Source organism: Asanoa sp. NPDC049573 (genome assembly GCF_040676615.1).
In the GTDB taxonomy this organism is placed as follows: Bacteria; Actinomycetota; Actinomycetes; order Mycobacteriales; family Micromonosporaceae; genus Asanoa.
In genome coordinates this window covers 228,466-254,658 of record NZ_JBFAPI010000008.1, presented here as the reverse complement: position 1 = coordinate 254,658, position 26,193 = coordinate 228,466, and the positions used below count along the sequence as shown (strand labels likewise).

At 70.0% G+C, this 26,193-nt stretch carries 27 protein-coding genes, 1 tRNA gene and 2 pseudogenes; 18 read left to right on the top strand and 12 right to left on the bottom strand.

Translation table 11 applies throughout. The features are described from left to right. Positions 1-6: 6 nt before the first annotated feature. The gene (locus AB0J74_RS20450) at positions 7-867 is read left to right on the top strand and encodes an MBL fold metallo-hydrolase (protein WP_363450056.1); all 861 of its coding nucleotides are present in this window, start codon (positions 7-9) and stop codon (positions 865-867) included. Between the two features lie 28 nt (positions 868-895). Here AB0J74_RS20450 and AB0J74_RS20445 read toward each other — a convergent pair whose 3' ends face one another. After that, positions 896-1,033 carry a hypothetical protein gene (locus AB0J74_RS20445; protein ID WP_363450054.1) on the bottom strand — a complete coding sequence of 46 codons (138 nt, stop codon included), beginning with the start codon at positions 1,031-1,033 and terminating at the stop codon, positions 896-898. A gap of 336 nt (positions 1,034-1,369) precedes the next feature. Between AB0J74_RS20445 and AB0J74_RS20440 the strand changes: the two genes are divergently transcribed. From AB0J74_RS20440 to AB0J74_RS20425, 4 genes are all read left to right on the top strand, one after another. Further along, positions 1,370-1,909: a helix-turn-helix transcriptional regulator gene (locus tag AB0J74_RS20440; RefSeq protein WP_363450052.1), complete on the top strand. Its 540-nt coding sequence runs from the start codon at positions 1,370-1,372 to the stop codon at positions 1,907-1,909. Continuing rightward, positions 1,906-2,844 carry a hypothetical protein gene (locus AB0J74_RS20435; protein ID WP_363450050.1) on the top strand — a complete coding sequence of 313 codons (939 nt, stop codon included), beginning with the start codon at positions 1,906-1,908 and terminating at the stop codon, positions 2,842-2,844. Before AB0J74_RS20440 ends, AB0J74_RS20435 begins: the two co-directional genes overlap by 4 nt. 512 nt (positions 2,845-3,356) lie before the next feature. Further along, positions 3,357-3,623 carry an Lsr2 family protein gene (locus tag AB0J74_RS20430; protein WP_363450259.1) on the top strand — a complete coding sequence of 89 codons (267 nt, stop codon included), beginning with the start codon at positions 3,357-3,359 and terminating at the stop codon, positions 3,621-3,623. Positions 3,624-3,834: 211 nt separating this feature from the next. Then, positions 3,835-3,907, top strand: a tRNA-Lys gene (locus AB0J74_RS20425). An 804-nt stretch (positions 3,908-4,711) separates the two neighbouring features. Here the strand turns inward: AB0J74_RS20425 and AB0J74_RS20420 are convergent. The 5 genes and pseudogenes from AB0J74_RS20420 to AB0J74_RS20400 form a co-directional block, all read right to left on the bottom strand. Beyond that, positions 4,712-5,041 carry an AraC family ligand binding domain-containing protein gene (locus AB0J74_RS20420; RefSeq protein ID WP_363450048.1) on the bottom strand — a complete coding sequence of 110 codons (330 nt, stop codon included), beginning with the start codon at positions 5,039-5,041 and terminating at the stop codon, positions 4,712-4,714. A 191-nt stretch (positions 5,042-5,232) separates the two neighbouring features. Then, positions 5,233-5,652: pseudogene (locus tag AB0J74_RS20415) on the bottom strand (DUF6228 family protein); the annotation flags it as partial. Positions 5,653-5,740: 88 nt separating this feature from the next. Next, positions 5,741-6,511: a hypothetical protein gene (locus AB0J74_RS20410; RefSeq protein ID WP_363450046.1), complete on the bottom strand. Its 771-nt coding sequence runs from the start codon at positions 6,509-6,511 to the stop codon at positions 5,741-5,743. 29 nt (positions 6,512-6,540) lie between these two features. Then, the gene (locus tag AB0J74_RS20405; RefSeq protein WP_363450044.1) at positions 6,541-7,314 is read right to left on the bottom strand and encodes a hypothetical protein; all 774 of its coding nucleotides are present in this window, start codon (positions 7,312-7,314) and stop codon (positions 6,541-6,543) included. A gap of 9 nt (positions 7,315-7,323) precedes the next feature. Next, positions 7,324-8,229, bottom strand: coding sequence for a hypothetical protein (locus AB0J74_RS20400; protein ID WP_363450042.1), 906 nt, complete (start codon positions 8,227-8,229; stop codon positions 7,324-7,326). 300 nt (positions 8,230-8,529) lie between these two features. Between AB0J74_RS20400 and AB0J74_RS20395 the strand changes: the two genes are divergently transcribed. Further along, positions 8,530-10,371: a sialidase family protein gene (locus AB0J74_RS20395; RefSeq protein ID WP_363450040.1), complete on the top strand. Its 1,842-nt coding sequence runs from the start codon at positions 8,530-8,532 to the stop codon at positions 10,369-10,371. A gap of 55 nt (positions 10,372-10,426) precedes the next feature. Here AB0J74_RS20395 and AB0J74_RS20390 read toward each other — a convergent pair. Beyond that, positions 10,427-11,155 (bottom strand): annotated as a pseudogene (locus AB0J74_RS20390) (methyltransferase domain-containing protein); the annotation flags it as partial. A gap of 71 nt (positions 11,156-11,226) precedes the next feature. On the opposite strand from AB0J74_RS20390, the gene AB0J74_RS20385 reads away from it, so the two are divergent. The 6 genes from AB0J74_RS20385 to AB0J74_RS20360 all read left to right on the top strand — a co-directional run bounded on the left by AB0J74_RS20385 (position 11,227) and on the right by AB0J74_RS20360 (position 16,331). Next, positions 11,227-11,859 (top strand): maleylpyruvate isomerase family mycothiol-dependent enzyme, encoded by a 633-nt coding sequence (locus AB0J74_RS20385; protein WP_363450038.1) that lies wholly within the window; start codon positions 11,227-11,229, stop codon positions 11,857-11,859. Positions 11,860-12,055: 196 nt separating this feature from the next. Further along, positions 12,056-12,604, top strand: coding sequence for an RNA polymerase sigma factor (locus AB0J74_RS20380; RefSeq protein WP_363450036.1), 549 nt, complete (start codon positions 12,056-12,058; stop codon positions 12,602-12,604). Next, positions 12,601-13,551 (top strand): CU044_5270 family protein, encoded by a 951-nt coding sequence (locus tag AB0J74_RS20375; RefSeq protein ID WP_363450034.1) that lies wholly within the window; start codon positions 12,601-12,603, stop codon positions 13,549-13,551. The genes AB0J74_RS20380 and AB0J74_RS20375 overlap by 4 nt, the downstream gene beginning before the upstream one ends. A gap of 148 nt (positions 13,552-13,699) precedes the next feature. Beyond that, positions 13,700-14,821, top strand: a complete 1,122-nt coding sequence (locus AB0J74_RS20370; RefSeq protein ID WP_363450032.1) for a beta-eliminating lyase-related protein — start codon at positions 13,700-13,702, stop codon at positions 14,819-14,821. Between the two features lie 31 nt (positions 14,822-14,852). Continuing rightward, on the top strand, positions 14,853-15,401 hold the full coding sequence (locus AB0J74_RS20365) for a dihydrofolate reductase family protein (RefSeq protein ID WP_363450030.1): 549 nt from the start codon (positions 14,853-14,855) through the stop codon (positions 15,399-15,401). 9 nt (positions 15,402-15,410) lie between these two features. Further along, entirely contained in the window at positions 15,411-16,331 is a 921-nt protein-coding gene (locus tag AB0J74_RS20360) for an aminoglycoside phosphotransferase family protein (protein ID WP_363450028.1), read from the top strand. Positions 16,332-16,349: 18 nt separating this feature from the next. Here the strand turns inward: AB0J74_RS20360 and AB0J74_RS20355 are convergent, their stop codons facing one another. Beyond that, positions 16,350-16,910: a TetR family transcriptional regulator gene (locus tag AB0J74_RS20355; protein ID WP_363450025.1), complete on the bottom strand. Its 561-nt coding sequence runs from the start codon at positions 16,908-16,910 to the stop codon at positions 16,350-16,352. An 83-nt stretch (positions 16,911-16,993) separates the two neighbouring features. Between AB0J74_RS20355 and AB0J74_RS20350 the strand changes: the two genes are divergently transcribed. Continuing rightward, a complete protein-coding gene (locus AB0J74_RS20350) occupies positions 16,994-17,884 on the top strand; it encodes an SDR family oxidoreductase (RefSeq protein WP_363450023.1) in 891 nt (296 codons plus the stop codon). Here AB0J74_RS20350 and AB0J74_RS20345 read toward each other — a convergent pair. Next, positions 17,877-18,512, bottom strand: coding sequence for an alpha-ketoglutarate-dependent dioxygenase AlkB (locus AB0J74_RS20345; protein WP_363450021.1), 636 nt, complete (start codon positions 18,510-18,512; stop codon positions 17,877-17,879). The two genes, AB0J74_RS20350 and AB0J74_RS20345, sit on opposite strands and share 8 nt — an antisense overlap. Positions 18,513-18,579: 67 nt before the next feature. On the opposite strand from AB0J74_RS20345, the gene AB0J74_RS20340 reads away from it, so the two are divergent. Further along, positions 18,580-19,557: a hypothetical protein gene (locus AB0J74_RS20340; RefSeq protein WP_363450019.1), complete on the top strand. Its 978-nt coding sequence runs from the start codon at positions 18,580-18,582 to the stop codon at positions 19,555-19,557. Here the strand turns inward: AB0J74_RS20340 and AB0J74_RS20335 are convergent. Further along, entirely contained in the window at positions 19,540-20,232 is a 693-nt protein-coding gene (locus AB0J74_RS20335) for a hypothetical protein (RefSeq protein WP_363450017.1), read from the bottom strand. The genes AB0J74_RS20340 and AB0J74_RS20335 overlap by 18 nt on opposite strands. 83 nt (positions 20,233-20,315) lie before the next feature. Between AB0J74_RS20335 and AB0J74_RS20330 the strand changes: the two genes are divergently transcribed. Beyond that, entirely contained in the window at positions 20,316-21,872 is a 1,557-nt protein-coding gene (locus AB0J74_RS20330) for a hypothetical protein (protein ID WP_363450014.1), read from the top strand. A gap of 28 nt (positions 21,873-21,900) precedes the next feature. Here the strand turns inward: AB0J74_RS20330 and AB0J74_RS20325 are convergent, their stop codons facing one another. Beyond that, entirely contained in the window at positions 21,901-22,107 is a 207-nt protein-coding gene (locus tag AB0J74_RS20325; RefSeq protein WP_363450012.1) for a hypothetical protein, read from the bottom strand. Positions 22,108-22,491: 384 nt separating this feature from the next. Here AB0J74_RS20325 and AB0J74_RS20320 point away from each other — a divergent pair, with 384 nt between their 5' ends. The 3 genes from AB0J74_RS20320 to AB0J74_RS20310 are packed head-to-tail and all read left to right on the top strand — an operon-like array spanning position 22,492 to position 23,975. After that, a complete protein-coding gene (locus AB0J74_RS20320; protein ID WP_089252336.1) occupies positions 22,492-22,725 on the top strand; it encodes a winged helix-turn-helix domain-containing protein in 234 nt (77 codons plus the stop codon). After that, positions 22,722-23,672 carry a threonine/serine dehydratase gene (locus tag AB0J74_RS20315; protein ID WP_363450009.1) on the top strand — a complete coding sequence of 317 codons (951 nt, stop codon included), beginning with the start codon at positions 22,722-22,724 and terminating at the stop codon, positions 23,670-23,672. Before AB0J74_RS20320 ends, AB0J74_RS20315 begins: the two co-directional genes overlap by 4 nt. Positions 23,673-23,732: 60 nt before the next feature. Further along, complete coding sequence (locus tag AB0J74_RS20310) at positions 23,733-23,975, top strand: hypothetical protein (RefSeq protein ID WP_363450007.1); 243 nt, start codon at positions 23,733-23,735, stop codon at positions 23,973-23,975. A 111-nt stretch (positions 23,976-24,086) separates the two neighbouring features. On the opposite strand, the gene AB0J74_RS20305 is transcribed toward AB0J74_RS20310, so the two are convergent. Next, complete coding sequence (locus AB0J74_RS20305) at positions 24,087-26,189, bottom strand: S9 family peptidase (RefSeq protein ID WP_363450005.1); 2,103 nt, start codon at positions 26,187-26,189, stop codon at positions 24,087-24,089. Positions 26,190-26,193 lie beyond the last annotated feature (4 nt).

Below are 26,193 nucleotides of genomic sequence, written 5' to 3'. Positions count from 1 at the left end.
AAGACCATGCAGTACGCCGTGCACCACATGCGCAGGCCAGGCCTGACCCGGGACCTGCCTTTCGGCCCCGAGGATCTGTTCTGGGTCGTCAACACGGCCACCATAATCTACGGCGAACACGACGCCGTGCTCGTCGACACCTACGCCACAGTGGACCAGAACCGGGCATTGGTCGACTGGGTGCGGTCGTTTGAGCGCCGGCTCACGCACGTCTTCATCACCCACCCGCACGGCGACCACCAGTTCGGCGTTGGGCGGGTCCTCGAGGCCTTCCCCGGCGTACGGGCGGTGGCCACCAAGGAAACCGCCGCCGGATCGGTGGCCCAGGCCGGACCGGAGTCGGTTGAATCGTTCTGGGAGCGGTTGTTCCCCGGCCAGATCCCGCAGCCGCTGCCGACTCCCGAACCGCTGGATGGCACCACCATCGAACTGGAGGGACACGAACTGCGGGCGATCGAGACCGGATTCACCGACACCGCCGGGTCCGCCGTCCTCTGGGTGCCCGACCTGCGGTTACTGGTCGCCGGCGACGTCGCCTACAACGACACCCACCAATACATGGCGGAGACCACCACGGCGACCCGGGCCGAGTGGGCGGCGACCGCCGAAGGGCTGCGCGGACTGAACCCCGCCGCGGTGGTCGCCGGCCACACGAACCCGGACCGGCCGGACGACCCGGCCATCCTCGCCGAGACCGCGGCGTACCTGCGAGACTTCAACGCCCTCGACGCCACCACCGGCGCCGCCGAGGAGTTGTACGGCGCAATGCTCGAACGGTACCCGCGGCGCGCCAACCCTGGCTCACTCTGGGGTGGCGCCAAGCGGGCAAAGCAGCGCGGCAATCGGACTCTCCCCGGGGGCACTTAATGCCGATGGGTGTGCACTGTGCAGTCCGTCAGCGGAAATCGTCGGCGTGGTCCACGGCCCACTGTGCGAAGGTCCGCGCCGGGCGGCCGGTGACGTCCTCGACGGTCGTGGAGACCTGGGCGGGGGTGCCGTTGTGGGCCGCCCACTGACGTAGGAAGGTCTCCACGCCGATCGCCGGGATCGTCTTGCTCAGTTCGGCTCGCGCTTCGTCCGCAGAGACACCTCGAAGCGGATCGTCAGGCCGAGTGCATCGCCGATGTGCTCGACCCGCCGGCGCCATGTGAGTGACGCGGCTGGTGGACTCACACGTCGGCGAGGCGCGCGGGATCGACCTGGGCGAGACGGGCCGCATCCTGGCCGGGCGGCATGCCGAACAACCGCCACGGCCCAGTGGGACGTAGGCGGCCGGACCGTGGACCGGCGCCGGCGCCGCGGGTGTCGGTCACCGGCGGGCTCGCAGCAGAGCTAGCCAATAGTCGTATACGCCTATATGGTGGTTGGCATGCCGCTGGACGCCACCCGCAACAGCCTCGTGCTCCCGATCCTTGGCTTACTCGTCGAGCAACCCGCCCATGCCTACGAGGTCACCGCACGCCTTGAAAGCCGCTACCCCCATCTCAAAATTCGGCGCAGCAGCGTGGTCACGCTCCTGAAGTCGCTGGCCGATGGCGGTCTTCTCCTTCCCAGCGCCCCGGAAAGCGTCGCCAACCGCCCTGCGAGAACCACCTACCAGCCCACCGATGCCGGGATCGGGTTGTTCCGTTCACGCGTCCGCGAAGCGCTGACCGAGACCGCGCCCGCCTCGGCCGACTTCCTTACCGCCGTGGCGTACCTGGGAATCCTGCCCGCCGTTGAGGCGATCGCCGTGCTGCGCGCTCGCGCCGAGCGTCTGCGGCGCGAAACACCGGTGATCCCGCCCGGCCTGCCCGAAATCCAGATGATCGAGGTCCACTACTGGCTGCGCGTGCTGGCCACCGAGATCACCTGGTTGACCGAGACCGCTGACCGGCTCGCCGGCGGCGACCTGGAGGTAGTCGTATGAAATTCGGAATCTACGTCGGCAGCCGTGCCGGTGCCATGTGCGCCGGGCCTGCCGATCCACGTCGCATCGGCCCACTGGTCGACGAACTATCCGGCGGCCGGCCCTTCGTGATCCGCGAATACGTCCGCTGGTGCGGCGGCAACACCGCCCTGGACGAGGAGATCGACGCCTCCGGCGACCTCGACCACCTGACCATGCCCGACGATTGGTACGTCACCGGCGGGCGCGAGCTGGACCTCGTGCTGAGTTACCTACCACCGGTCGCCGACCTCGACGGCTGGCTCGACTTCATCGACCGTGCCCTCGACCGATACGGGCACCTCGTCAGATACCTACAGGTCACCCTCGAGGCGAACTTTCCGATCCCGCGCATCGACGGCAGCTCGCCCGGCGTCATCACCGCACTCACTCAAGGCCTGCCGCACGCGCGCACAAAGGTCCGCGACGGCGTCCAGGTCGGCTTCTCCCTCGCCGAACCCGCCGAATGGCTCGGCGGGGACGACCAGTTCTGGAAAGAGCTCGCGTCAGTTCCGTACCCGGCGTTCGCCGCCCACGTGAACTACGTGGGACTCGGCCTCTATCCGGACGGCTTCTCCCCCCACGACGACGTCCACGGTGCCACTCTGCACGCCGTGAACCACCTCCGCGGCCGCCTCGCCGAAGCGCACTTCCCGCCCGGCATCCCGATCCACATCGCCGAGGCCGGCAGCCCCAGCGGCGCGCACCGCACACCCGCCGGTCAGATGTCCTCCCTGACCGCGCTGATCGACGCGTCCACCGCCGCCGGCGCAACGCAGTTCGAGCTCTTCGCCCTTTCCGACGCCGACTCCGCCGCGGATTCCCCGCTCGGCACCTTCGGCCTCTGCACCGGTGACTACCTCCCCAAGCCCGCCTACGAGATTTACCGATCACGTATCAAGCTGGCAGATCAATAACGAGAATCTCTGCCCTGATCGGGTGCACGCACATCGCTAGATCCGGGCGCCACGGAGTGGCCAATCATCACCGGTGTGCGCAGCCGAGGGCTCTGGCGACGTGACTGCTGGACGACGACAGCTTCGGCGTGAGGCTTACATGGCAGGGAGAAGACTTCGCGCATGGGTACACGGTCGCTGCCGACACGACGCGGTGGAAGGCCTTCATGCCACAGCTGGAGCCGGAAGATGCACAGGAGTGGCCAGGCCGCACGTTTCTACTCTTTGACTTCGCAGTCGACCTGGCCTCGCGTGGTCGCGGACTCGGGCATTCCTTGCATGACAGCCTGCTCGGCAGCAGGCGTGAAGAGCGTGCGACGTCGACAGTGCAACCAACTGCTGTGGATACCAAGGCGATCTACGAAGGGTGGGGCTGGCGCCGGGTCGGGGCGGTTGAGGGCGGGCCGACTGCGGCTGCGCCGCGGTTCGACGTCTACCTGCGGGACTCCCTCGAGACCTAAGAGCGCGGAACACTGGGCCGCGACCTCTCCAAGAAAAACGCTGACAAAATGCGGAACGCAATTGCGCCTTGCCTCGTGGCCGGCGCAAAGATCGGACGAGGCGGCGTCATCCCCACCAGCTCCGGCCGCTCCACCCGAAGCCAGGGCGCGCCCGGCATCGACCGCGAGCAGAACAAGGCCATCCGGGCCTGGGCCAAGAACGAAAGAAAGGACATCTCCGACCGCGGCCGCATCCCCCAAGACATCGTCGATCAGTACCACGCCAAAGCCGGCCGCTGACCCACCCAGCCCGTCCACCTCGATGACGTGGCCTGGCACACACCCCGCCGAACGCGTCCGCCGGGGCTCCGCAACTCCTGCGCAAGCAGGGCCCTGAGCTGCGGCATCACGGCTCGCTCGGATGCTCAAGAGTCACGCCGATGCGGACATCCGGCCCCAACACGGGAACCGGCTCCACCTTTCGCCGCAGGTCAGGTACCCTAAGCGGCGCGGGCTGCTAGCTCAACCGGCAGAGCAGTGGACTTTTAATCCATAGGTTCAGGGTTCGAGTCCCTGGCGGCCCACAATCCCACCAAGCGGGGCAGTCCTGCTCGCTCTTGTAGCAACTTTTTCTCAGGTCGCGGCCCGCGACAATTGGGGGCGAAACCGCGAGAGCGCGATTTCCTGTCCCGAGTCGCTTCGTTGGCTAAACGCCTCGTTTGCATGGTTCTTAGCGCTATCGATGTTGAACCGCATTCGGTTGGCGCGGTCGTCGCGCCAATCAAGCACCTTCCCGCGACCGAGGCGTTGACTGCCCCGGTCGTATGCACGCTACCGTTGCAATTGCCGGCGGACGCGCCCGCGCAAGCCGCGTCGTCAGCTCGCTGTACGAGGTGCGACGAATCCGAAGTCTGAGGGCGCACCTGAGTCGGGGATTTCCAAGACGCCTGTGTGGCGCCCTCTCGGAATCGCAGACGATGACTTCCTTGAGATTGACGACGACCTGCGCCCCACGCGACAGCTGATCATCGATGCATGCTGCGAGCATGGCGGGCCAGTGGCCTGCGTGTCTGTGTTCGACGCGTGAACCGTGGGAGCCGCTGACACCGACCGTTGCCCCGGCAGTGCCTGACTGGATCCCGCAGATCCTCACCGACTTCCTGCGCCGACTACGGGCCGAGCCGATGGTTTCGGCCGCGTCTGCTGCCGCAGGTGGGGCTGGGCCAATCCCAGGGGCCATGGTCGACGACCTGGCACAGGTGTAGACCGTCCCGCCATTGGAGCAGCAGGATCGGACAATGGCGAAAGCATCATGGCGACGTGGTTCCTCGCCTGCGCGCCGGCGGGCATGGCTCTCACGGGCCGAAGCCGTCCTGGATCGCGGCCTGTCAGGCGTCGAGGTCGACCTTGTCGCCGGCGACGAACGGGGCTTGCACGACGAAGTGCAGATAGTCGGCGGAGCTGTAGACGAAGGTGTGTGACTCGCCAGGCTCGACCACCAGCATGTCGCCGGCGTCGAGGTGGACCCGCTCACCGGCGATGAGCGCGACGCTCTCGCCGCGGGCCACCAGGTAGATCTCGAACATCTGGTCGTGTCGGTGCGGTTCGTCGATGCCCCGGTCGGCCCAGCCGACCGCGACGGGAACGACCGACTTCCACGGCCCGACGAACCAGCCCTTGCCGCCGTCTGCCGTCTCCGATGTGCCACCAACGATCATGGCCGCCGATCCTTCCACACGCGTCCGGCGACACACACCACGACGTGTGCGCGGCAGGGGCACCGCATGTGGCGAAGGGACTCCTTGCAGAAGGTTGCTGTCGTCACCACGCCACGGGTTGGCATCGGCGCGGCGGTGGTCGCCGGCTACCGCGGGAGCGGGTACGCCGTCGTCGCGACGACCACCTGAGCTCAGGGGAGCGCCGAGCGCCTCACCCCACGCCGCGGCGAATCGATCGCGTTGACCGTTGCCAAGATCCGCCATCTGCTCATCGCCTTGGTCCTTGACAAGGCGGTGTTGGAGAAGTCGACCAGGTCTAGCCGGGCCTCGTCCTCGCCCGCCCGGTGCGGCGCTAATCGAGCGACTGTCAGCCAGGAGTGGGCGTTCGAGGTGAGTGCGACGTGGCCGCCGCCATGGATGCTGGCGCGCACCGATAGGTGGTTGGTCTGGCAGGTCCGCTCGTGGGTCCAGCCTTCGCAGTCGGCGGCCAGTCGAGCGATGAAGTCAGGCAGCCATGCGTCGTCCCACACCCATACCTCTACGGCTTGGAGTTGGGCCTGCAAGCCGTGGCCTCGGGCGTCGGCGGCGAAGCCGATGCCATATTCGTCGGGGAGGTAGCGGCTGTCCGCAGTGTGTGGTCACGGTCATGCCGCTCCTGGCGCACTACCGGATCTCAGAACGATTTGCGAGCGGTGGGGCTTAGAAGCCGATCGGCCAGCGGTTGGTGATGCCGCAGACGTCTGCGATGACGGCGGCTGGGCTGCTCACGAAGATGGCGAACGCGCTGTGGGTCTCGCCCGGAATCAACGTGCTTACCTCGACGAGGTTGGCGATGGTCTGGTTCGGGCCTGAGTAGTTCAGCGAGGAGGTGGCCGGGCGGGGCCGGACCGGGTTGTGGGTCGTGAGGTAGCCGCGTTGCACGGTGCGGGTCACCGTGACATTGACGTAGACCGAGACCGTCCGGCGACGGTAGAGGTCCGGAAGGTAGGCGTCGAGCATGACGACGATGGTCTTGCCGCCCGCGACCCGGCCGTTGGCGTCGATGAACTCGGCACCGGACAGGATCCGACCGAACTTCTGGCGGGTGTCCAGGACCCGAACCGGTCGTATCGCTTCTGTCATGTTGGACCAGCGATCGTTGTGCAACCACGTCGGGCCGTCGGGCCCGGCGACCATGACATCTCCAGCGTCGGTGGTTGCGACCGTGCCGACTGGCGCGTCGAGCGGGATCCGGTCGACCGGGGTGGGCACGATCCGCACCTCGCTCGTCACGGTGAGCGTCGCGTTGAGAGCGTCGCCGCCGTTGAGAACGGTGCCGGCGGTGCCGGCGTCGTTGTCACGGCCGAGCAGCACCGGCTCGCCTGGTGCCGCGTGCGCGGGGTCGCCCGCAAAAACAGCTGCGGCGGCCGCGCCGACGCTGGCTGCCGCTCCGGCTCGCAGCAGCCGGCGTCGGTTCGTCTCCGTGGACACCTCTACCGCTCTCCCCTCGTTGATCCCGCTCATCGGCGCACGAGCCCGCGCTCCGGCCGGCGGCCGATGGTCGTCCGCGCGCCGGCAGACGCCCTCGACGTGGACGGAACCTGCTCGCTAGCGACCAACTGCGGGTCACCGACGAGGAAGCCGGTCACGTCCAGGACGATCGCGGCAGCCGCGGACACGTACACCGCGACAACGGTGTTGTACTGCTTGCCGTTCACGTCGTACCAACCGCACTGGCTGAGCACGCCGTTGGAGAGCACCTGGCCCTTGTCCCACCAGTTGATCGTCGAGGTACGGGGCCACTGCCCGGTGCCCCACACCGTGGCGTACCCGCTGCTGGCGGTCTTCGTGACAGTCACCGTCGCGAACAGACCCTGCGCCTCAGAGACGAGCCCGCCGACGTCGACGACAAGGAAAGCACCCCCCACAGCCCGCCCCTGCGCGTCGATGTCACTGCGGCCGTCGATCAGACGATCGCGGCCGGCGGCGTTGCGGGTGTCCAGCACACGGGTGGGCGGCACCGCCACCGGCATCAGAGCGTTGCCGTTATTGAGGATGTTGGTCGTCGTCTCCCACGGGACCTCCCATTCGGCGAAGCTGACGCGCAGGCCGATGTGGTTAGGGGCCACGGTGCCGGGCTCGGCAACGATGGTGTAATCGTTGCCGGTGACCAGGCGCAATGCCGGCCCATTTTCGTTGGCTAGCGTCAGTGTCGGCTCGGTGCTGGCGCTGCGGATCGTGGTGGTGGGGCTGGTGTTGACCTGTCCAGCCAGGAGCGGATCACCGTTGCTCATCTTCGTGCCTCAGCTGATCTCGGGCGCGGCGTCCGGCCGACGCGGGGCCAGGCCGGGCAGTGGGGCCGGTTGGTCGCCGACCTTGACCTGGCTCGGGTGTGCAACGACAAAGCTCGTGACGTCGAGCAGCACATGGGTGGCGGTGTTGGCGAAGATCGTGACCACGCTGCGGAACGAGCCGCTGGCGCCAAGTCTGACGAACACGAACGCGGAGAGGACCTGGCCTTTGGCCCACCAGTTCAGCGAGGACGCCGTCGGCCGGGATCCGCTGCCCCAGATGGTCAGGTAGCCGCCAGCGGTCGTGTCGACGGCCGCTAGGTTGGCCTTGACCGCTTGGCCCTCGGTCACGAAGGAGTCGAGGCTGACCACGATCGACTGACCGCCCCGCAACCTGCCAGCCGAGTCCAGCGCCGACCGGTTCGACACGATCGCCGCGCGTCCCGCGGCGTTGCGGGTGTCCAGGACCCGCACCGGATCGATCGAAACCGACGTCTGGGCCCAATCCGTCGACCACACGTAACCGAACTTGACGCCGTTTTCGGAGCGATTCCACACCTGGCCAGCCTCATCGACCAGGACAGTTCCGGGCTCACTCGAGTACATCTGCGGGAACGCGGCCTCAGCGGTAGGCGTGAGCCGCAGCGCCGGCCCGTTCGCGTTCTCCAGCAGCAGCGCCAGCTCGACACTGTCGGCCGCCTCCAGCGACGTGGTCGCATCGCCAGCCGACGTGGCCGCCCCGAGGATCATCGCATCACCCGGCGCTGCCTGGGCCGGACCGGCGACAACCGCACCCGCCACGGCACCAGCGGCCACGGCTCCGCCACGCTTGAGGAACGCGCGCCGGCCGGCGCCTCGCGAACTGGACATCGACACTCCCCGCTGATCAACAGTCCGGGCATATTCGCACGCGTCCACAACCAGGGGACATCCACCGGACGGCGGACGGCACCCGGGCGTCGACCGCTCGGGCATGAAACATGGCAACCCATCCCTCTTCGGAATTACGTACGCGAATCCGCGCATTGTGGTCAGTCCAAAAGTGTCACAGGTTTTTGCTCCTTTTCACGTGCCACGGGGGATGCCACGGCCGCCGTTGCAGCGATTCGGGAACGTTGATAGGGCTCGACGTTGCGGGCCGGCGTTTGGCCAGGCCCGTCGCGCCCGGCCATGGAGGCCGGTGCCTCGTGCGATCAGTCGCACCGGAAGGAGTACGGGATGCGCCATATCAGCATCCGAAGCGCGTGGATCGCCGCTGCGGTGGCCGGGCTCACCGCGGTGTCCATGCAGCCGGCGGCGGCTGCCACACCGGTCGGCGGGAACGTCGCCGTCACGGTTGACGCGGCCTACGTCAAGGCGAACAACAGTCCTGTGGCACAGGGGGACGCCATCGCGACCTGTGGCACGAACCGGCGGCAGCAGAACGAGCCGTCCGCCGCCGTCGACCCGCGCAACGCGACGATCATCGTGGCCGGGTCCAACGACTACTGCACGGTCGAGGTCGCGGGCGGCACATGGGCCGGCTACTACCGCAGCAGCAACAGCGGTGCGAGCTGGGTCGACAGCCTGCTGCCGGGATACCCGACCGACACCTCGCCGGAGGGTCTGGCCAGCCCGCTGCACCAGCGCGGCATCACCAACGCCGGCGACCCGGTGCAGGCCTGGGACAACCAGGGCCGGCTGTTCTACATGGGTAACGCGTTCAACCGGGTCGCGCCGCAGAACGCCTCGGTCTGGGTGGCGACCTACGACAACGACGGCGCCCGCTACGTGCGTACGCGGATCGTCGGCCGTGGTACGCCCGCCCTCAACGGGCGCTTCAACGACAAGACCGCGATCGAGGTCGACCGCGGCGTGAACAGCCCCTATCAGGGCAACGTGTACGCGGCGTGGAGCGTCTTCCAGGGTGTCGGCGGCAACAACTCGATCTACTTCACCCGGTCCACCGACCATGGGAACATCTTCAGCCAGATGGCGAAGATTTCCACGGGTTCGAAGAACGTACAGTTCGCGGACATCGCGGTGACCAGCAACGGCACCGTCTACATCGCTTACCGGCAGTTCGAGTCCAACCGCGGCCACCAGGAAAGCGAGATCGCGTACGTCGTCTCGCACGACGGCGGTCGCACCTTCACCGAGCCGGCCGTGGCTGCCAGCTTCGAACCGTTCGACGCGGCGGACTCGGCCGGCGACCCGGAGGCGGCCGAAGAGGCGCACGAGCAGGCGTACGAGAACGCCGACGGCCCGGAGTCCGAGGCCAGCGAGGAATCAGTCGGCGACAGCCGCGACTGCGGATCGGGCCCGTTCGCTTGCCAGAGCGGATTCGTCTTCTTCCGCCATGACAGCCAGCCCCGGATCACCGCCGACCCGAAAGCGGCCGACCAGCGGGTATACCTCGTCTACGACGCCACGATCCCGGGCACCGAGGTGGCTTCGCAGACGACCTACAACACCGCCGACCCGGTGGGCGACACCTTGCGCGTGGGCCAGGGCGGCGTCTACTTCACCTCACTGGGCTCCGCCGGATGGGCGACACCGAGGCTGGTCGCGCCCACGCCGCGCGGCCACCAGTTCTTCCCGGACATCAACGCCGACGGCGGCGTACTCCACACTGTGTGGCACGACAGCCGTCTCGACCCCGCCTACAGCGTCCAGTACCCGCCGGGCAACGACGGCGCCCACCGCGACGCCGCCGGTTTCGCCTCGGCCACCGCGGGCCTGGACACGTTCGGCGCGTCATCGACCAACGGAGGCTCCTCCTGGGCGATCAGCCGGCTCTCGACGGTCAGTCAAATGCCGAACTACGAGATGTTCGGCGACCGCCGCGTGCCGTTCCACGGCGACTACAACTACGTGTCGTCGGTCGGGCACTTCGCCTTCAACGTCTGGACCGACAACCGTCAGGTCGTCGGCGGCGACGACCCGCGCTACGCCGGCGGGGAGGGCTTCGACGTCAAGCAGTGCCGCGTCCAGGACGCGTCCGGGGCCTGGGGGCCGGACACCTGTCCCAACGCGGGCGGGCTCGACCAGGACATCTTCGGCCAGGCCACGACCGGCTGACCTGAAGGGACGGGCCCGCCGCTTCGGCGGCGGGCCCCTCCGGCCACCGGCATGCCTAGGCGATGAGCAGGCGGCTGTCGAGTTCCGCGGCGTCGAGATCGAGAATGTCCCGGTTGCGTTCGGCCCAGCGGCCGGACGCGAGATCCGCGCGCAGGTCGCGCACGGCTCGGTGCTCGGCCTGCGGGCCGACTCTGGCCCAGACCGACATTCCGCGGCGGACGTCTTCGTCGAGGTATGCCTCGGGGCGGCGCCAGTAGGCCTCGTAGAAGCCGTCCGCGCAGTCCCACGGGATGCGGACCGGTTCGATGCGGGCGGCGATCGCGGTGGCCAACTCGGCCAACGATGGCCGACCGGCCCAGAGGCTCGGGTGCTCCGGTAGGTAGTCGCGCGTCAGCCAGAAGCGGTCGGGGTCGCTCGCGTCGTGGGTGAAGACCACCACGCGGCGCGCCACACGCCGCATCTCGTGCAGACCCGCGATCGGGTCCGGCCAGTGGTCGATGGTGGCAAGAGCCATCGCGGCGTCGAACGACTGGTCCGCGAACGGAAGGCTCGCCGCGGTGGCGGCCACGCACGGCGCCGCGGTCGCGGTGCGCTGTGCGCGCATGGCCGCCGACGGTTCCACGGCGGTGACGGCACGGTCGGCGGGCTCGTAGGAGCCGGTGCCCGCGCCGACGTTCAGCACGGTGCGGGCGTCGCCGAGCGCGGCCCAGATCTGCGCGGCGATCCTCGGCTCGGTGTGCCGCGTACGGGTGTAGGTCGTTCCGATGGTGTCGTACAAATGCGCCCTGGACATCAGCACTCCTTGGTTTAGGCTGAGCGCTGCTCTCACACCACCCTTCCAGCAAGGGAGACGCCATGCCGCGCGACGCTCTCTGGGGCGCCGTCCACGCGGAGCGGGCGGCCCTCGCCGACGACCTGGCCGGGCTTTCCGACGAGCAGTGGGCCCAGCGCTCGCTGTGCGGCGAATGGGTGGTCGAAGACGTGGTCGCCCACCTCACCGCGGCGGCGAGCACGACGAGGTTCGGTTGGCTGAAGAGCATGGCGGGCGCGCGCTTCGACGCCGACCTGCACAACCAGCGCCGGCTGGCCGAGCAACGCGGCGCGACGCCGGCCGAGACCCTCGACCGGTTCCGGCAGATCATCCCCAGCACCACGGCGCCGACCGGGCACACCGCGGCCTGGCTCGGCGAGGTGGTCGTGCACGGGCAGGACATCCGGCGGCCGCTCGGCCTGCCGCGCACGCCCGCGATCGAGGCCGTCACCGAGGTTGCCCGCTTCTTCGCGAGCCGCGATTTCACCGTCGCCGGGCGTACCAACGCGAAGGGCTTGCGATTGGAGGCGACCGACGGGCCGTTCGCCACCGGCGACGGGCCGCTGGTGAGCGGCACGACGCTCGCGCTCACGATGGCGCTGGCCGGGCGGGGCGTCTACTGCGACGAGCTGACCGGCGCCGGCGCGTCGACGCTGCGCACGCGCTGCAAGCCCTGAACGGCGTCGGCTCCCGTCGGGCTCGAATCGACGCCTGATCGGAAACGCCCCCCGATGCCGGGTCCGCGCGACCAGCCGCACCAGGAATCAAAAGGTGTCGCACGTCGCGCGGCGAGCTTCGGCCGAGACGGCGGGTAAGAAACGGCGGCGGGCGCGGACTACTCGGTGACGACTTCCACCGAGCGAAGGAGAGCCAGTGACGCATGCCGACGCCGGGCGCCGGTTCACCGCGATCTACTACGAACATCATGCGCAGGTGTACGCGTACGCGGTGAACCGGGCCGGTCGTGATTTCGCTGACGATGTCGTCGGCGAAACGTTCCTCATCGCGTGGCGCAAGCTGGCCTCGGTTCCACCGGCCGCGCCGTTGCCGTGGTTGCTCGGCGTTGCCCGCAACGTGGTGCGCCGGCGCTACCACGCGGAGGCCCGGCAGACCGCGCTCGCCAAGGAGATGCGGGCCTGGGTCGACGACGCCGAGCATGACGTGGCCGACGGCGTGACCGAGAAGGCGGCGATGCTCGCCGCGCTTGCCTCGCTCGGCGACGACGACCGCGAACTGCTCACCCTGGTGGCCTGGCACGGGCTGAGCCCGCGCGAGGCGGCCCGGGTGATCGGCTGCTCGACCGCCACCTACTCCGTCCGGCTGCACCGCGCACGCAAACGCCTGCAGCAGGCCCTGTCCGCACCGGCACCGGCCGGCCGTCGCAGCCCCGTCACCTTCACCAGCAAGGAGTTCAGCCGATGACCACCCACCGCGACGCCCTGCGCGAACTGGCCGAGGCCCGCCCGGCCCGGCTCGACCCGGACGCACCGCCGGCCGACCCGGTCGCCTTCACCGCCCACCCGCAGGCGACCCGCGGCCTGCCCACCCGCCGCCTGGTGCTCGCCGGTGGCGCCCTGGTCGCCGCCGCGGCCGTCGCCGCCGCGGCCGTCGCCGCCGCGGCCGTCGGCGTCACGGCCGTCGTGCTGCCGGACAGCGCGCGCCCACCCGTGCGCACCGACGCCGCGGCTCCGCCGACCACCGGCGACTGGCTGTTGGTGGCGGCCACCGCCAGCGCGACGGCGCCCGACCGCACCGGCGCCTACTGGGTCTACCGCAGCGAGGAAGCCGAGAAAGACCGACCCAGGATGGTCATCGAGCAATGGCTGACCACAGTGGACCGCAAGCCCAGCGCGGCATACCTGCGCGACCCAGCGACCGGGAGGTGGAGCCGGCGCGATCTGCGAGGCCACAGCGCCGCGAACAACTTCCTGCTCGGCGGGCAGGGCCGGTCGGCGCGCGAGATCGCCGCGCTCCCGGCCGGGCCCGACCAGCTCAAGGCGAAACTGCTCAGCTGGTACGCCGCCGGCGACCGGTCGGATTTCCTGTTCTACGCCGCCAGCGCGCTGGTGCTCAACCTGCCGGCCCGTCCGGAGGTACGCGCGGCCGCCTACCGGATGCTGGCCGGCGTGCCGGGAGTCACGGTGCTCGGCCCGGTCACCGACGCGGCCGGGCGCAGCGGCATCGCCGTCGCTATCGAGCACCGCGGCGACGGGGGCGCGCGAGGGCAGGTGCGACTGATCATCGACCCGGCCAGCGGGGCCGCGCTCGCGCAGGAGCGGTGGACCGACGGGGTCCGGAGCAGCTACACGGCGGTGCTGTCGGCCGGTTTCACAGACGACGGCCTGCCGTCGGCCGGCGACATCCACTGACGTTTTCGACAGGACCGGGCTGCTCCCACCATCATCGGCGGGGGCAGCCCACCGGCACGAGGGACTTGGTCGATGAGACGCGGCACCTGCGGCACGCCCACGATCACGCCCCATCTCACCGCTGACCAAGGCCTGCGAGGATCAGGCGGTGGCTGACAACATGAGGCAACGTCGCGTTGCCGCGATGCGGGCGTGCGAGCGGATCCTGTCGGGCGACCGGCCGCGGAGCATGCGGGACCGGCTGGCCGACTTCGAGGCCGGCGGCGACCTCGACGGTCAGCCCGACTTCTACGGCGACGGGCCGGTGACCACCCTCGAAGAGCGGGTGGCCGGGCTGCTGGGCACCGACGCCGCCGTCTTCTTCCCGACCGGCACGATGGCGCAGCAGGTGGCGCTGCGTTACGGGGCCGACCGCAGCGGGCGCAACACCGTCGCCACGCATCCGCTCGGCCACCTCGAGGTGCATGAGCGGCACGCGTACGCCCAGCTCAGTGGCTTGCGTAGCACCTGGCCGACGACCTCGCCGCGCAATCCCACCGCCGACGAGATCGCCGCCATCGCGGAGCCGGTCAGCGCCGTCGTCCTCGAACTGCCGTTGCGGGATGCCGGGTTTGTCCTGCCGACCTGGGACGAACTCGTCGCCGCCTCCGCCGCCGCCCGCGGCCTCGGCGCCCGGGTGCATTTCGACGGGGCCCGGATCTGGGAGTCCGTCCCGTACCTGGGGCACGGCCTGCGCGAGATCGCTGGTCTGGCCGACAGCGTCTACGTCTCGTTCTACAAGACGGTGGGCGGTCTCAGCGGTGCGGCGCTCGCGGGCAGTGCGGATTTCGTGGCCTATGCCCGGATCTGGCGGCATCGTTACGGCGGCATGCTCTATCAGCAGTGGCCGGCGGCCCTGAGTGCGCTCGCCGGGCTCGACCGGGAGTTGCCGCGGATTCCCGACTACGTGCGGCACGCGCCGGGCATCGCGGCGGCGCTGGCGGCGCTCCCCGGTGCCCGCGTCTTTCCGGAACCGCCGCACACCCAGCGCTTCCGCCTCTGGCTGCCGTATGCGGCGGAGGCGCTCAACGACGCCGCGCTGGCGCTCGCCGAGCAGGAGAAGGTGTGGTTCGCCGCCGGTTGGCAGGAGGCCGGTGTGCCGGGTGTGGCGCTGACCGAGATCACCGTTAGCGCGCCGGCGCTCGACTGGACCGCCGCCGATGTCGCAGAAGTTGGCGAACGATTCCTCCGGCATGTCGAAGAGCGGGCGGCGGCTCCGACCTCAGGGTGAAAGCACGGTAGCCAACCACGAGGAGCCAGTCATGCGGAAGATCATTTACTGGGTGCACGCGTCGGTCGACGGTTTCATCGATGGCCCCAACGGCGAGTTCGACTGGCCGGCGATGGGTCCGGAGCTGTCGGCCTATTCCGAGAGCCTGGACAAGCGGGTCGACACCCTGCTGTTCGGCCGCGCGGTCTGGCAGATGATGGTCGGCTTCTGGCCCGCCGCCGAGTCCATGTCGGACGATCCGCACGTCGCGTCGTTCGCGCCCTTCTGGCGGGCGACGCCGAAGGTCGTCATCTCCCGCAGCTATCCGGGCGACGACTGGACGAGCCAGGTCATCGGTGCCGAGCAGGTCGCCGCGCTCAAGGACCGGCCCGGCGGCGACATCCTGCTGACCGGCGGTGCATCGGCGGCCGCGGCACTGACCGGGCTGGGCCTGATCGACGAGTATCACGTGGCGGTGCACCCGGTCGTGCTCGGCGGCGGCCGGCAGCTCTTCACGGATCCTGGGCAGCGTCGCGACCTGCGGCTGGTCGACTCCCGCGTGGTCGACGGCCGGGTCGTGGTCAACCACTATCAGCCCTAGCCTGGCAGTGTGCGCGACGTCGACCTGGTGCCGCCGACCCTGCCGGTGGTGCGGCAACTCGGTCAACTCGATGACGGGCGGCGGTGGCTGGCCGAGCTGCCGTCGCTCGTCGAGCAGGTCCGCACGGCGTTCGGCCTGCGGTTGTCACCGCCGTTGCCGGCGGGCAGTTGCAGCTGGGTGGCGCCGGCGGCACTGCCCGACGGCACCGGGGCGATAGTCAAAATCGGCTGGCCACACCGGGAGATGTACGGCGAGCCGGCCGCCCTGCGTGCGTGGGACGGCCGTGGTGCCGTACGCCTGCTGGCTCATGATCCGGTCCGGCACGCGCTGCTGCTGGAGCGTTGCGATCCCGGGTTGCCACTGGCCGATTCGCCGACGGAGGCTAGGCAACGGTTGCGCGCCGGGTGCGCGGTGCTGCGGCTGCTGTGGGAAGGGCGGGCCGTCGAGTCGATCGAGCGGTTGGCTGCGGTGACCGCCGACTGGGCCGACCTGGCGGAGGAACGGATGGCCCGGATCCGGCCGGGCTACGACCCGGGGCTGGTGGCCGAAGGCGTCCGCTTGTTGCGGCAACTTCCCGGGTCGGCCCCGCGCACGGTCCTGCTGCACGGCGATTTCAACCCGGGCAACATCCTGTCCGGGCCCGACGGTGGCTGGCTCGCGATCGATCCCAAACCGATGGTCGGCGACCCGGCCTACGATCCGTGGCCGCTGCTCGAACAGATCGACGACCCGTTCGCCCACCCCGACCCGGCGGCGGTGCTGCGGGCCCGGGTCCGGTTGCTGGCAGACGAGCTGTCCTTGTCTCCCGAACGAATCGTGCTGTGGTCGGTGGCCCGCCGGGTCGAGACGGCCCTATGGGCGGCCCACCACGGCAACGTGCCGGGCGGCGCCGCGATCATGACCGAGGCGCGGGCGTTGGCCGACCTCTGACACCACGGCGGTCGCGGGTCAACCGGTGACGGCTTTCAAGCGGTCGAGGGCGTCGCGCATTGTCCGCGCCAGGTCTGGGCCGTCCGGCTCGCTGATCCAGCGTTCGAAGGCGACACGGAACACGACGATCCCCGCCTCGGCGGCCAGGCTCGCATCGGGCTCGGCGACGCCGCGCCGGCGGAGGCCGTCGGCCAGGGCGGTGGACAGCGACGCCATCTTGATCAATTCGCGTTCTCGCAGTTCCGGGTTGCTGTTGATGACGGACTGGCGCTGCCGGGAGCGCTGGTGGTTCTGTCCGAGCAGCGCGGCGGCCGCGTCGAGGGCGGCGCCGACGGCCTGCATGGGGGAGGCCGCTTCGGGCGCCGCGACCAACGCGTCCACGAGCCGGGCCTGCAACTCGGCCGAGCCGGCGAACAGGACCTCGCGCTTGTCGGCGAAATGCCGGAAGAAGGTGCGGGCGGTGAGCCCGGCCCGGGCGGCGATCTCGGCGACCGTGGTCTGCTCGAAGCCGCGCGAGACATAGAGCTCCAGCGCCGCCTCGCGGAGCCGGCCGCTCGCGTCTGCCTCCCATCGCGCCATGGCCGATGAGTCTAGTCATGTCACTTGGTGACATCACCTGGTACGGTGGTGATGTCATCAAGTGACATCACTGGAGGAATCTCATGCGCATCTTCGTCACCGGCGCGAGCGGGTGGATCGGCTCCGCGGTCATCCCCGAACTGCTCGACGCCGGGCACAAGGTCGTCGGCCTCGCCCGCTCCGACACCGCTGCCGCGTCGGTCGCCGCCCTGGGCGCCGACGTCCAGCGCGGTAACCTCGACGATCTCGACGGCCTGCGGGCCGCCGCGGCCGCTTCCGACGGGGTGGTCCACCTGGGCTACAACCACGACTTCTCCCGGATGGCGGACGCGGCGCGCACCGACCGGGCCGTGATCGACACGATCGGCGCCGAACTCGCGGGCACCGACCGGCCGTTCGTCGTCGCCGCCGGCGTACTCGGGCTGGCGTCCGGCCGGGTCGCCACCGAGTCGGACGAGCCGGACCCACGCGCCCACCCGCGGATCGCTGGCGCCCGGGCGGCGCTGGCATTGGCCGCACGGGGCGTCCGGTCGTCGGCCGTGCGCTTCGCGCCCACGGTGCACGGGCCCGGGGACTACGGCTTCCTGGCCGTGCTGATCGAGATCGCCCGCGACAAGGGCGTTTCCGCCTACATCGACGAGGGCACCAACCGCTGGTCGGCGGTGCACCGGCTGGATGCCGCCAAGCTGGTGCGCCTGGCCGTCACGGACGCACCGGCCGGCTCGGCCCTGCACGCCGTCGCCGACGAGGGCGTGCCCAGCCGGGCGATCGCCGAGGCCATCGGCCGCGGCCTCGACGTGCCGGTGGTCTCCATCCCGGCGGCCGACGCCGCAGAGCACTTCGGCTGGATCGGGCGCTTCTTCGCTACCGACGGCCCGGCCTCGAGCGAGGCGACCCGCCGGCTGCTCGGCTGGGAGCCGACACATCCTGGCCTGATCGAGGACCTGGCCGTCGGCCACTATTTCGCTAGCTGACCCCAACCGGGCGGAACTGGACGCTGACCCGAGGGCCGACCTTCTTGGCGGTCTTCGGGATGGCGTGCTCCCAGGTGCGCTGGCAGGAGCCGCCCATGACGACCAGGTCACCGTGGCCGAGCGGGAACCTGAGGGTGTCGCCGCCACCGCCGCGTGGGCGCAGCATCAACGGCCGGGGTGAGCCGAACGAGACGATCGCGACCAGCGTGTCCTGGCTCGACGAGCGACCCGTGGTGTCGCCGTGCCAGGCGACGCTGTCGCGGCCGTCGCGGTAGAGGCACATGCCGGTCGTGACGAACGGCTCGCGCAACTCCTCGGCGTAGTAGGCGGTCAGTCGCTCCCGGGCTTCGGTCAGCAGCGGGTGCGGCAACTCCTCGCCGACGTCATACCAGCGGAGCAGACGCGGGACGTCGACCTCGCGCTCGTACATCTCGCGTCGCTCCGCCCGCCAGCCGATGTCGCCGAGGAGCGTTTCCAGGATCGACTCGGAGCCGTCGACCCAGGCGGGGAGGTGGTCGACCCAGGCCCCGCGGGTGAGCGTCGTGCGCTGGACGCGATCTTCCAGTTGACCGAGGGTCGGCTCGTCGACCAGGTCAAACATCGAGGGCTGATGTGCGATCCCGTGCATAACCGCAGCGTAGCGCCCCTTCGTACAAGAGTGCTAACGCCTTCCTTGATCCCTTAGGTTGGTGAACGTGATCACGGAGACGAGGGTCGACCCGGAGACCGGTGAGTGGCGGCTGAGTGCGCCGCGGCGGGCGCAGCGGCCGGACGACGCGCGGCCGGCCCCGGCTGGCTGTCCGTTCTGTGCGGGTCACGAGGACCAGACGCCGCCCGAGCGGATGCGCATGCCGGCCGGCGACGGTCCGTGGCGGGTGCGGGCGTTCGCCAACAAGTTCCCGATCGTGGGCCCAGGAGGACCAGAGGGGAGTACGGCGACCGGCCTGTTCTCTCGATTCCCGGCGACCGGCGACCACGAGGTGCTCGTCGAGTCGCCGGAGCACGACTGGGACCTGCGGTTCGCCAGCACCGACAAGGCGCTCGAGGTGCTGCTCGGGCTGCGCGAGCGGGCCCGGGCGCTGGCCGTGCGGCGACCGGCCGCGGTCGTGGTGTTCCGCAACTACGGCGCCGCCGCGGGTGCCTCGCTGCGCCACCCGCACAGCCAACTCGTCGCGCTCGACCAGGCGCCGCCCGGTCTGGCCGCGCGCTGGCGACTGGCCCGCGGACACTACGCCGACACCGGGCGCCGGTTGGTCGACGACCTCGCGGCCGCCGAGCGGGCCGCGGGCGAGCGGCTCGTCGCCGACAACGGAGTGCTGGTCTATCAGCCGTACGCGGCCTCCGTGCCCCAGCAGACCGTGCTCGTGCCCGATGACGGCCGTGGCTCGCTCGCGGACGCCACCGACGACGGGCTCGCGGCCGTCGCCAAGGCCCTGCCGGCGCTGCTTCGCGGGCTGGCCGAGGTGCTGGGCGACCCGGCCTACAACTTGGTCGTCCACGCTGGACCTTCTGATGTAGACAGCTCACGCTGGTGTCAATGGCACGTCGAGATCTTCCCGCGTACGACGACGTTCGCCGGTCTCGAACTTGCCACCGGCCTGTTGGTCAACCCCAGCCGGCCCGAGGAGACCGCGCCGGAGTTGGCCAAGGCGATGTCAGCCGCCGGACGGTAGCCGCTGCGCGCGGTAGCCGGTGCGGAAGAAGCCGCGGACCGATCGCCCGCCGATGCCGAGGTTGTGGGTGAACGTCGTCGGGGCGGCACCGGTCGTGAAGGTGATCGCGATATCGTCCCGGCGGCCGCGGTTGGGGTCGTAGACCTTGACCGTGATCTGGTCGCCGGCGTTGGCGTAGCCGTAGGCCAGCACCTGATGGTTGAGCGCCAGGTCGCGGGGCTGCCGCGACGCCACGGTGATCACGCCGAGTGGCACCGGCGCGCCGCGGTCGAGTTCACCCCGGATGGCCGGCCACTCGTCGCTGACGGTGCGGTAGGCGATGCCGCGCCGGGTCAGCAGTGGGCGGCCGAAGAGTTGAAAGCCGGGTGCGTCGGCGTCGGGCATGCCCATCCACTCGTAGTATTTCGCGACGCCGCCGGGTAGTCGCCACGACTCCAGCAGGCGACGCACGATGAACGCGTAGAGCGGCGTGCCCAAAGCCGGCCGGTTGGCGGGCGGCGGCTTGCCGGCATTCCAGTAGTCGAGGGCGGCGAACACCATGCCACCGCACAGGCCACCGTTGGCCTTGCCGAACGGCACATCGCCGAACGGGGTCGGCACGACGACGGCGGGTTGGGCGGGCCACACGTTGTCGAAGGTGAACCCGTGTCGCGACGGCAGGAAGCTATCCGGCACCTTCCCTCCCTCGGCTGGTTGTCCACAGGGGTCGCCCGGCGGCGGCGCTTTCTCTAGATTGAGCCGGGACGATTGGAGATGCAATGGCGCAGCCGCTGCTCGCTTTCAGCATCGACGATGTCGGCGCGCTCGCCGACACGATCAGCAAGGCGACGCTGGCCGCCGCCGCGGTCGTCGCCGTCGTGGTGATCCTGGTCGGGTTGTCCCGGGCGATCCGCGACCGGTTGCGGCAACAGCTGGTCATCAGCGACACCGCGCCCCTGCCCGCGGCGATCGCGGGCAGCGAGGGCGAGGCGTTGACCCTGTCGCCGTGGTTGCGGCAACGGGTGCAGGCGGCCCTGGCCGACGAGGCCGCCGCGGCCCGCGGGATCGTCGACGACGTCTTCCAGCGCGACGTGCGGTTGCAGCGGCTGCCGACCGAGATCGCGATCACCGACGACACCGAGGCGATCACCTCGGCGGCCAAAGACACGATGGCGACAGTGGCCAACGGCCTGCGGGCGGTCGCGCCCGGCCAGGCCGACGGCATCCTCGGCGCGCTCAGCTCGGCGCTGCCCAACCCGCGTGGCTGTCTCGTCCAGACCGCGCCGCTGCTGCGCGGTGAGAGCGGCAACCAGCGGTTGGGCCTCGCGATCGAGTTGCACGAGCTCGACGGCTCGCCGATCGCGGCGACGACGCTGTGGGAGCCGCCCGGGATCGACCCGGCCGGGCAGTCCTGGCAGGAACGGCTGGTCACGCTCATCGAGCCGGCCGCGCACTGGGTGGCGCTGCGGCTGGTCGCCCGCCGGCTGCGGGCAACCCCGGCGCGTTCGCTGCGGGTGCCGTGGCTGAGCCGCCGAAAGACCCTGGCCACCCGGCTCGAGCTGCAGCGGATGCTGGCGGCGGCGCTGACGCTCGACGCGATGAAGGAATACGCCGACCACTCGCTGGCCTTCGGCGCGGAGGCGCTGGACGACCTCTCACAGGTCGGCACGGCGCTGCGGGCCTACCACCGCCCGGCGTCGATTCGCGGCGCGGTGCAGGAGCGTCTGGGCTTCGCCTACCGCGTCGAAAACGTCGAGGCCAAGGCCCGTCGCGCGTTCCTCGACGCCAGCGAGAGCTGGGGCGAGGCCGAGCAGCGGCTGGTCACCAACCCCGGTGACAACGCCGGTTCGGCGACGGCGACGGAACTGGCCGACGAGCGCGAGCGTCAACGCGTCCGCCGGCTCAAGTGCGCCCTGCTCTCCGGCGACCCCGCGGCAACCGCGGTGGCGGCCGAGGAGCTGCGCGACCAGCCACCCAAGGCCGCCTCCGACTCGAGCACCCTCTATGCGATCGCCTGCCTCTATTCCTGCGCGGCCGAGCGGGTCGAGTCCGCCGCCTACCTGCCCCTCGCCTGGGCAAACCTCGGGCGCGCGCTGCTCGCCACGACCGAAGAGCTGGTGTGGGACCAGGCCCGCGCCGACCCGGAACTGGCGTTCCTGACCGACCGCCAACGCTTCGTCGACGACCTCAACCACACCTGGGCGGTGCGCCGCCGCAAGAAGGCGCCACCGCTGCTGAGCGCGGAAACCGAGGCCATCGTGATGGCCGCGGTGACCCGCCTGGCCCAGCTGACCCGAACACCCGCCCCGCGGCCAACGGAAAACGACGCGGTCTGACACGCACACCGTCCGTGACGCTGTGCAACTAGGTCGGATACTGGCGCGGGTCGTACGGTATGCCGATCCCGGCCACGATCAGTAGTTCCGCGGCCTCGACGCGCGGAGCGCACGGGAACCGGCCGGCGCACTCGGGAAGAGCGCACCGCGTCGGGTCGTCAGGATCTCGGGTGTGCTCCAGGTAGGTGCGGTTCCACGCCTCCACCTGGGCCGGATCGGGACGCTTGAAGAACATCGCCGGGCTCCTTGAGCGGTCCGTGGCAGACAGCGGCCCGGAGCTCGGGTCACGGACCGCTGCCGCCGCCGGCCGGTGCCCGGGTTCCCGCGGGGGATCACGCTGGGGCGTGCGCGGGATCGGGCATGGCCTTCTGGAGTCGCCGGGGCGGGTCGGTGACAGGTCGCCGGGCCCGCCCCGGCTCGGAACGGGCACGGTGCCCGAACCGGGGGTGAAGGAGCCCGTTCTCAAGCGCCAACTCGGAAAGCGAGCACCTTCAGATACACATGCTGTCAGGGCAACTCTGGCACGTCTACATTGCCTCGCAACTTTGGTTAGTCGTCTTGTAGTTGCAAGATTGCAAACGGGGTGATCTACTGGACAGGCCAACTCGGAAGTGAGCCGATGTCCCCTTACAAGCCGGACTACCGACGTGTCGCCGACGACCTCCGTGAGCAGATCAAGGACGGTCGACTGGCGCCGGGTGCCAAGCTGCCGACCAAGCGCGAGATGTGCGCGCAATACGGCGTGAGCAGCCAGACGATCGAGTCCGCCATGTTGGTCCTCAAGACCGAGGGCCTGCTCGACGGCCGCCAGGGCAAGGGTGTCTACGTTGCCCGTCCGGAGAGCGAGGGGTGACCGTCGACCTCATCTCGGTCGACGACGTCGAAGCGGCGGCCCAGGCGATTGCCGGCTCCGTGGTGCGCACCACCGTGCTGCCGGCCGTCTGGGCCCCCGGCCTGCACCTCAAGCCCGAAAGCCTGCAACCCGTCGGCTCGTTCAAGCTCCGCGGCGCCACCAACGCGGTTTCCCGGCTGACTCCGGAGCAGCGCGCCCGCGGCGTGGTCACGCACTCGTCCGGCAACCACGGCCAGGCTCTCGCCTACGCGGCCCGGGTCTACGGCGCACCGTGCGTGGTGGTCATTCCGGACACGGCACCAAAGATCAAGATTGCCGCCGTACGCGACATCGGTGCCGAAATCCTGATGGTCCCGCCGAGCCGGCGCGCGGCCGAGGCGCAGCGGTTGGCCGACGAGCGCGGGCTGACGCTGATCCCGCCCTACGACCACCGCGACATCATCGCCGGGCAGGGCACGGTCGGCCTGGAGATCCTCGCCGACTGCCCCGACGTCGAGGTGGTGCTGGTCCCGGTCGGCGGCGGCGGGCTCGCCTCCGGCGTGGCGACCGCGGTCAAGGCCCGCCGGCCCGAGGTCAAGGTGTTCGGTGTGGAGCCCGAACTCGCCGGCGACGCGCACGAGTCGCTGGAGCGCGGCACGCTGGTCAACTGGGACGTGGCCGACCTGGTGCGCACCAGCGCCGACGGGCTGCGGGTGCCGTTGAGCGAGTTGACCTTCGCGCACCTCAAGGCCCGGCTCGACGGCATCATCACCGTCACCGAGGCCCAGATCGCCGCCGCGACCGCCCGCCTGGTGCAGCGGTCCCGGCTCGTCGTCGAGCCGAGCGGCGCGGTGGCGTCGGCCGCGTTCCTCTTCCGCCGCGACCAGATGCCGCAGGGCCGCACGGTCGCGGTCATCTCGGGCGGCAACGTCGATCCCGCCGTCCTGTCGGTGGCGGCAACCGCCTGAATATCTCGAGGGTCGATTGGGTAATGACTTCGCCGTCCCGACAAACCGAGGAGTGACGGCATGTCCTACCCGACCAGCCCCGCACGGCCGCGTAGCTCGGCCGCCCGCATCTGCACCATCATCGCCTTCGTCTTCGCCGTGCTCGCGGTGCTCATCTCGCCGCTGATCTTCGGCCTGCTCGGCCTGATCCTGGGCATCGTCGCCGCCGTGCTCGGCGACAAGCCACTCGGCTGGTACGCCGCCGGCGCCAGCGTGGTCGGCGCGGTGCTCGGCATCATCATCGGCGCCGCGTTGACGAGCTGACGTACATGACGCGGGGGCCTATCCGGTTACCGGATAGGCCCCTTGGTCAATGAGGCGGCCACCGCCTGAGCTGGCCGCTGAGTTGTCTAGTCGGCGAGGCCGCTCCGTTGTTTAGTCGGCTAGGCCGACGCGATCAAGGATCCAGGCCGCGATGAAGGCCTCGTCCTTCCAGGCGTCGTAGCGGCCGCTCGGGCCGCCGTGGCCGGCGCCCATCTCGGTTTTGAGCAGGTAGTGCCCGCGCTCCGCGGTGGCGCGCAGCCGGGCGATCCACTTTGTCGGCTCGTGGTAGAGCACCCGGGTGTCGTTGAGGCTGCTGGCGGCCAGGATCGCCGGATAGTCCATATCGGAGACGTTCTCGTAGGGCGAGTAGGACTTCATGTAGGCGTAGACCTCGGGATCGGCGAGCGGGTTGCCCCACTCTTCCCACTCCATCACGGTCAGCGGCAGCGACGGGTCCAAGATAGACGTCAGCGGGTCCACAAAGGGCACCTCGGCCACGATCGCGGTGAACGCCTGCGGTGCCAGGTTGGCCACCGCACCCATCAGCAGACCACCGGCCGAGCCGCCGCGGGCGACGAGCCGGTCGGGCGAGGTCCAGCCGGCCTTGGCGAGGTGCTGCGCGCAGGCGACGAAGTCGGTGAACGTGTTCTTCTTGGCCAGCAGCTTGCCGTCCTCATACCACCGCCGGCCCATCTCGCCGCCGCCGCGCACGTGCGCCACCGCGAAGACCATGCCGCGGTCGAGCAACGAGAGGCGGGGCACCGAGAACCACGGGTCCATCGACGCCTCGTACGATCCGTATCCATAGAGGACACAAGGGGCCGAGCCGTCGCGTGGCGTGCCCTTGTGGCGGATCAGCGAGATCGGCACCCGGGTGCCGTCGTCGGCCAGCGCCCACTCGCGGTGCTGCTCGTAGTCGGCCGGGTCGAACTCGCGCCCGTCGGGCCCGCGGAGCACCGGCTTGCGCTTGCGCAGGATCAGCTCACCGGTGGCCAGGTCGTAGTCGTACACCGACTCCGGCGTGGTCAGTGACGTGTAACGCAGCCGTACGCTGGCGGTCTGGTATTCCGGGTTTGAATCGATGTTGACGCTGTAGATCGGCTCCGGGAACCGCATGTCATAGCCGTCGGTCTCACCGAGCGGCAGGATCCGCAGGCCGCTGAGGCCGTCGCGGCGCAGCGAGATGACCAGGTGCTCGGCGAACGCGTCGACCGATTCGAGCCGGGTGCCGGGCGCGTGCGGCACCATCGTCACCCAGCCGGACGGATCATCGACCGAGGTGTAGGCCAACTCGAAGTCTTCGGCGCCGTCGTTGTGCAGGATCAGGAAGCGGTGCCCGTGGTGCTCGACGGAGTATTCGACGCCCTGCCGCCGCGGCGCGATCAACGCCGGCTCGGCGGTCGGGTCGTCGGCCGGGATCACCCGGACCTCGCTGGTGATCTTGCTGCCGGCCTCGATCAGGATGTAGCGCTGCGAGCGGGTCAGGTCGACGCCGACCCAGAACCGCTCGTCCAACTCCTCGTAGACGATCACGTCGTCGCCGGTCGGTGCGCCGACGGTGTGCCGCCAGACGCGGTGCGGGCGCCACGCGTCGTCGACGGTCAGATAGAAGAGCGTGCCACCGTCGTACGACCAGGCGGTGCCGTAGAAGGTGTCGGGTACCTCGTCGGCCAGCACCTCGCCACTGCGCAGGTCTTTGATCCTGAGGGTGAAGCGCTCGTCACCGGTGAAGTCGGTCGAGTAGGCCAGGCGGTTGCCGTCGGGGCTGACGTCGAACGCGCCCAGCGAGAAGAACTCGTGCCCCTCGGCGAGCGCGTTGCCGTCGAGCAGGATCTGCTCACCCGGCAGCGGTGCGCCGTCGCCGGTGGTGGGCGGCGTCGTCTCGGCCGGGTCGCCGGCCGGAACCCGGCAGTGGATCGGATACTGCTGGCCTTCGACGGTGCGGGTGTAGTACCAGAACTGCCCCATCCGGGTGGGCACCGACAGGTCGGTCTCCTGGGTGCGTGCCCGGATCTCGCCGAACAGCTTCTCCCGCAGCGGCGCGAGGTGTGCCGTCACGGCCTCGGTGTAGCTGTTCTCGGCCTTGAGGTAGTCGAGGGTGTCGGGATCGTCCTTTTCCGCGAGCCATGCGTACTCGTCGACGATGGTGTCGCCGTGGTGGGTGCGTTCGCGCTGGACCCGCTTCGCGACAGGGGGCTTTGACTCGTCGGTCACGGAA

Coding starts and splice junctions, on each gene's coding strand:
- AB0J74_RS20450 (WP_363450056.1), top strand. CDS start 7: ATGCAGTACGCCGTGCACCACATGCGCAGGCCAGGCCTGACCCGGGAC.
- AB0J74_RS20440 (WP_363450052.1), top strand. CDS start 1,370: ATGCCGCTGGACGCCACCCGCAACAGCCTCGTGCTCCCGATCCTTGGC.
- AB0J74_RS20435 (WP_363450050.1), top strand. CDS start 1,906: ATGAAATTCGGAATCTACGTCGGCAGCCGTGCCGGTGCCATGTGCGCC.
- AB0J74_RS20420 (WP_363450048.1), bottom strand. CDS start 5,041: ATGATCGTTGGTGGCACATCGGAGACGGCAGACGGCGGCAAGGGCTGG.
- AB0J74_RS20405 (WP_363450044.1), bottom strand. CDS start 7,314: ATGAGCAACGGTGATCCGCTCCTGGCTGGACAGGTCAACACCAGCCCC.
- AB0J74_RS20395 (WP_363450040.1), top strand. CDS start 8,530: ATGCGCCATATCAGCATCCGAAGCGCGTGGATCGCCGCTGCGGTGGCC.
- AB0J74_RS20385 (WP_363450038.1), top strand. CDS start 11,227: ATGCCGCGCGACGCTCTCTGGGGCGCCGTCCACGCGGAGCGGGCGGCC.
- AB0J74_RS20375 (WP_363450034.1), top strand. CDS start 12,601: ATGACCACCCACCGCGACGCCCTGCGCGAACTGGCCGAGGCCCGCCCG.
- AB0J74_RS20365 (WP_363450030.1), top strand. CDS start 14,853: ATGCGGAAGATCATTTACTGGGTGCACGCGTCGGTCGACGGTTTCATC.
- AB0J74_RS20355 (WP_363450025.1), bottom strand. CDS start 16,910: ATGGCGCGATGGGAGGCAGACGCGAGCGGCCGGCTCCGCGAGGCGGCG.
- AB0J74_RS20350 (WP_363450023.1), top strand. CDS start 16,994: ATGCGCATCTTCGTCACCGGCGCGAGCGGGTGGATCGGCTCCGCGGTC.
- AB0J74_RS20345 (WP_363450021.1), bottom strand. CDS start 18,512: ATGCACGGGATCGCACATCAGCCCTCGATGTTTGACCTGGTCGACGAG.
- AB0J74_RS20330 (WP_363450014.1), top strand. CDS start 20,316: ATGGCGCAGCCGCTGCTCGCTTTCAGCATCGACGATGTCGGCGCGCTC.
- AB0J74_RS20325 (WP_363450012.1), bottom strand. CDS start 22,107: ATGTTCTTCAAGCGTCCCGATCCGGCCCAGGTGGAGGCGTGGAACCGC.
- AB0J74_RS20320 (WP_089252336.1), top strand. CDS start 22,492: ATGTCCCCTTACAAGCCGGACTACCGACGTGTCGCCGACGACCTCCGT.
- AB0J74_RS20310 (WP_363450007.1), top strand. CDS start 23,733: ATGTCCTACCCGACCAGCCCCGCACGGCCGCGTAGCTCGGCCGCCCGC.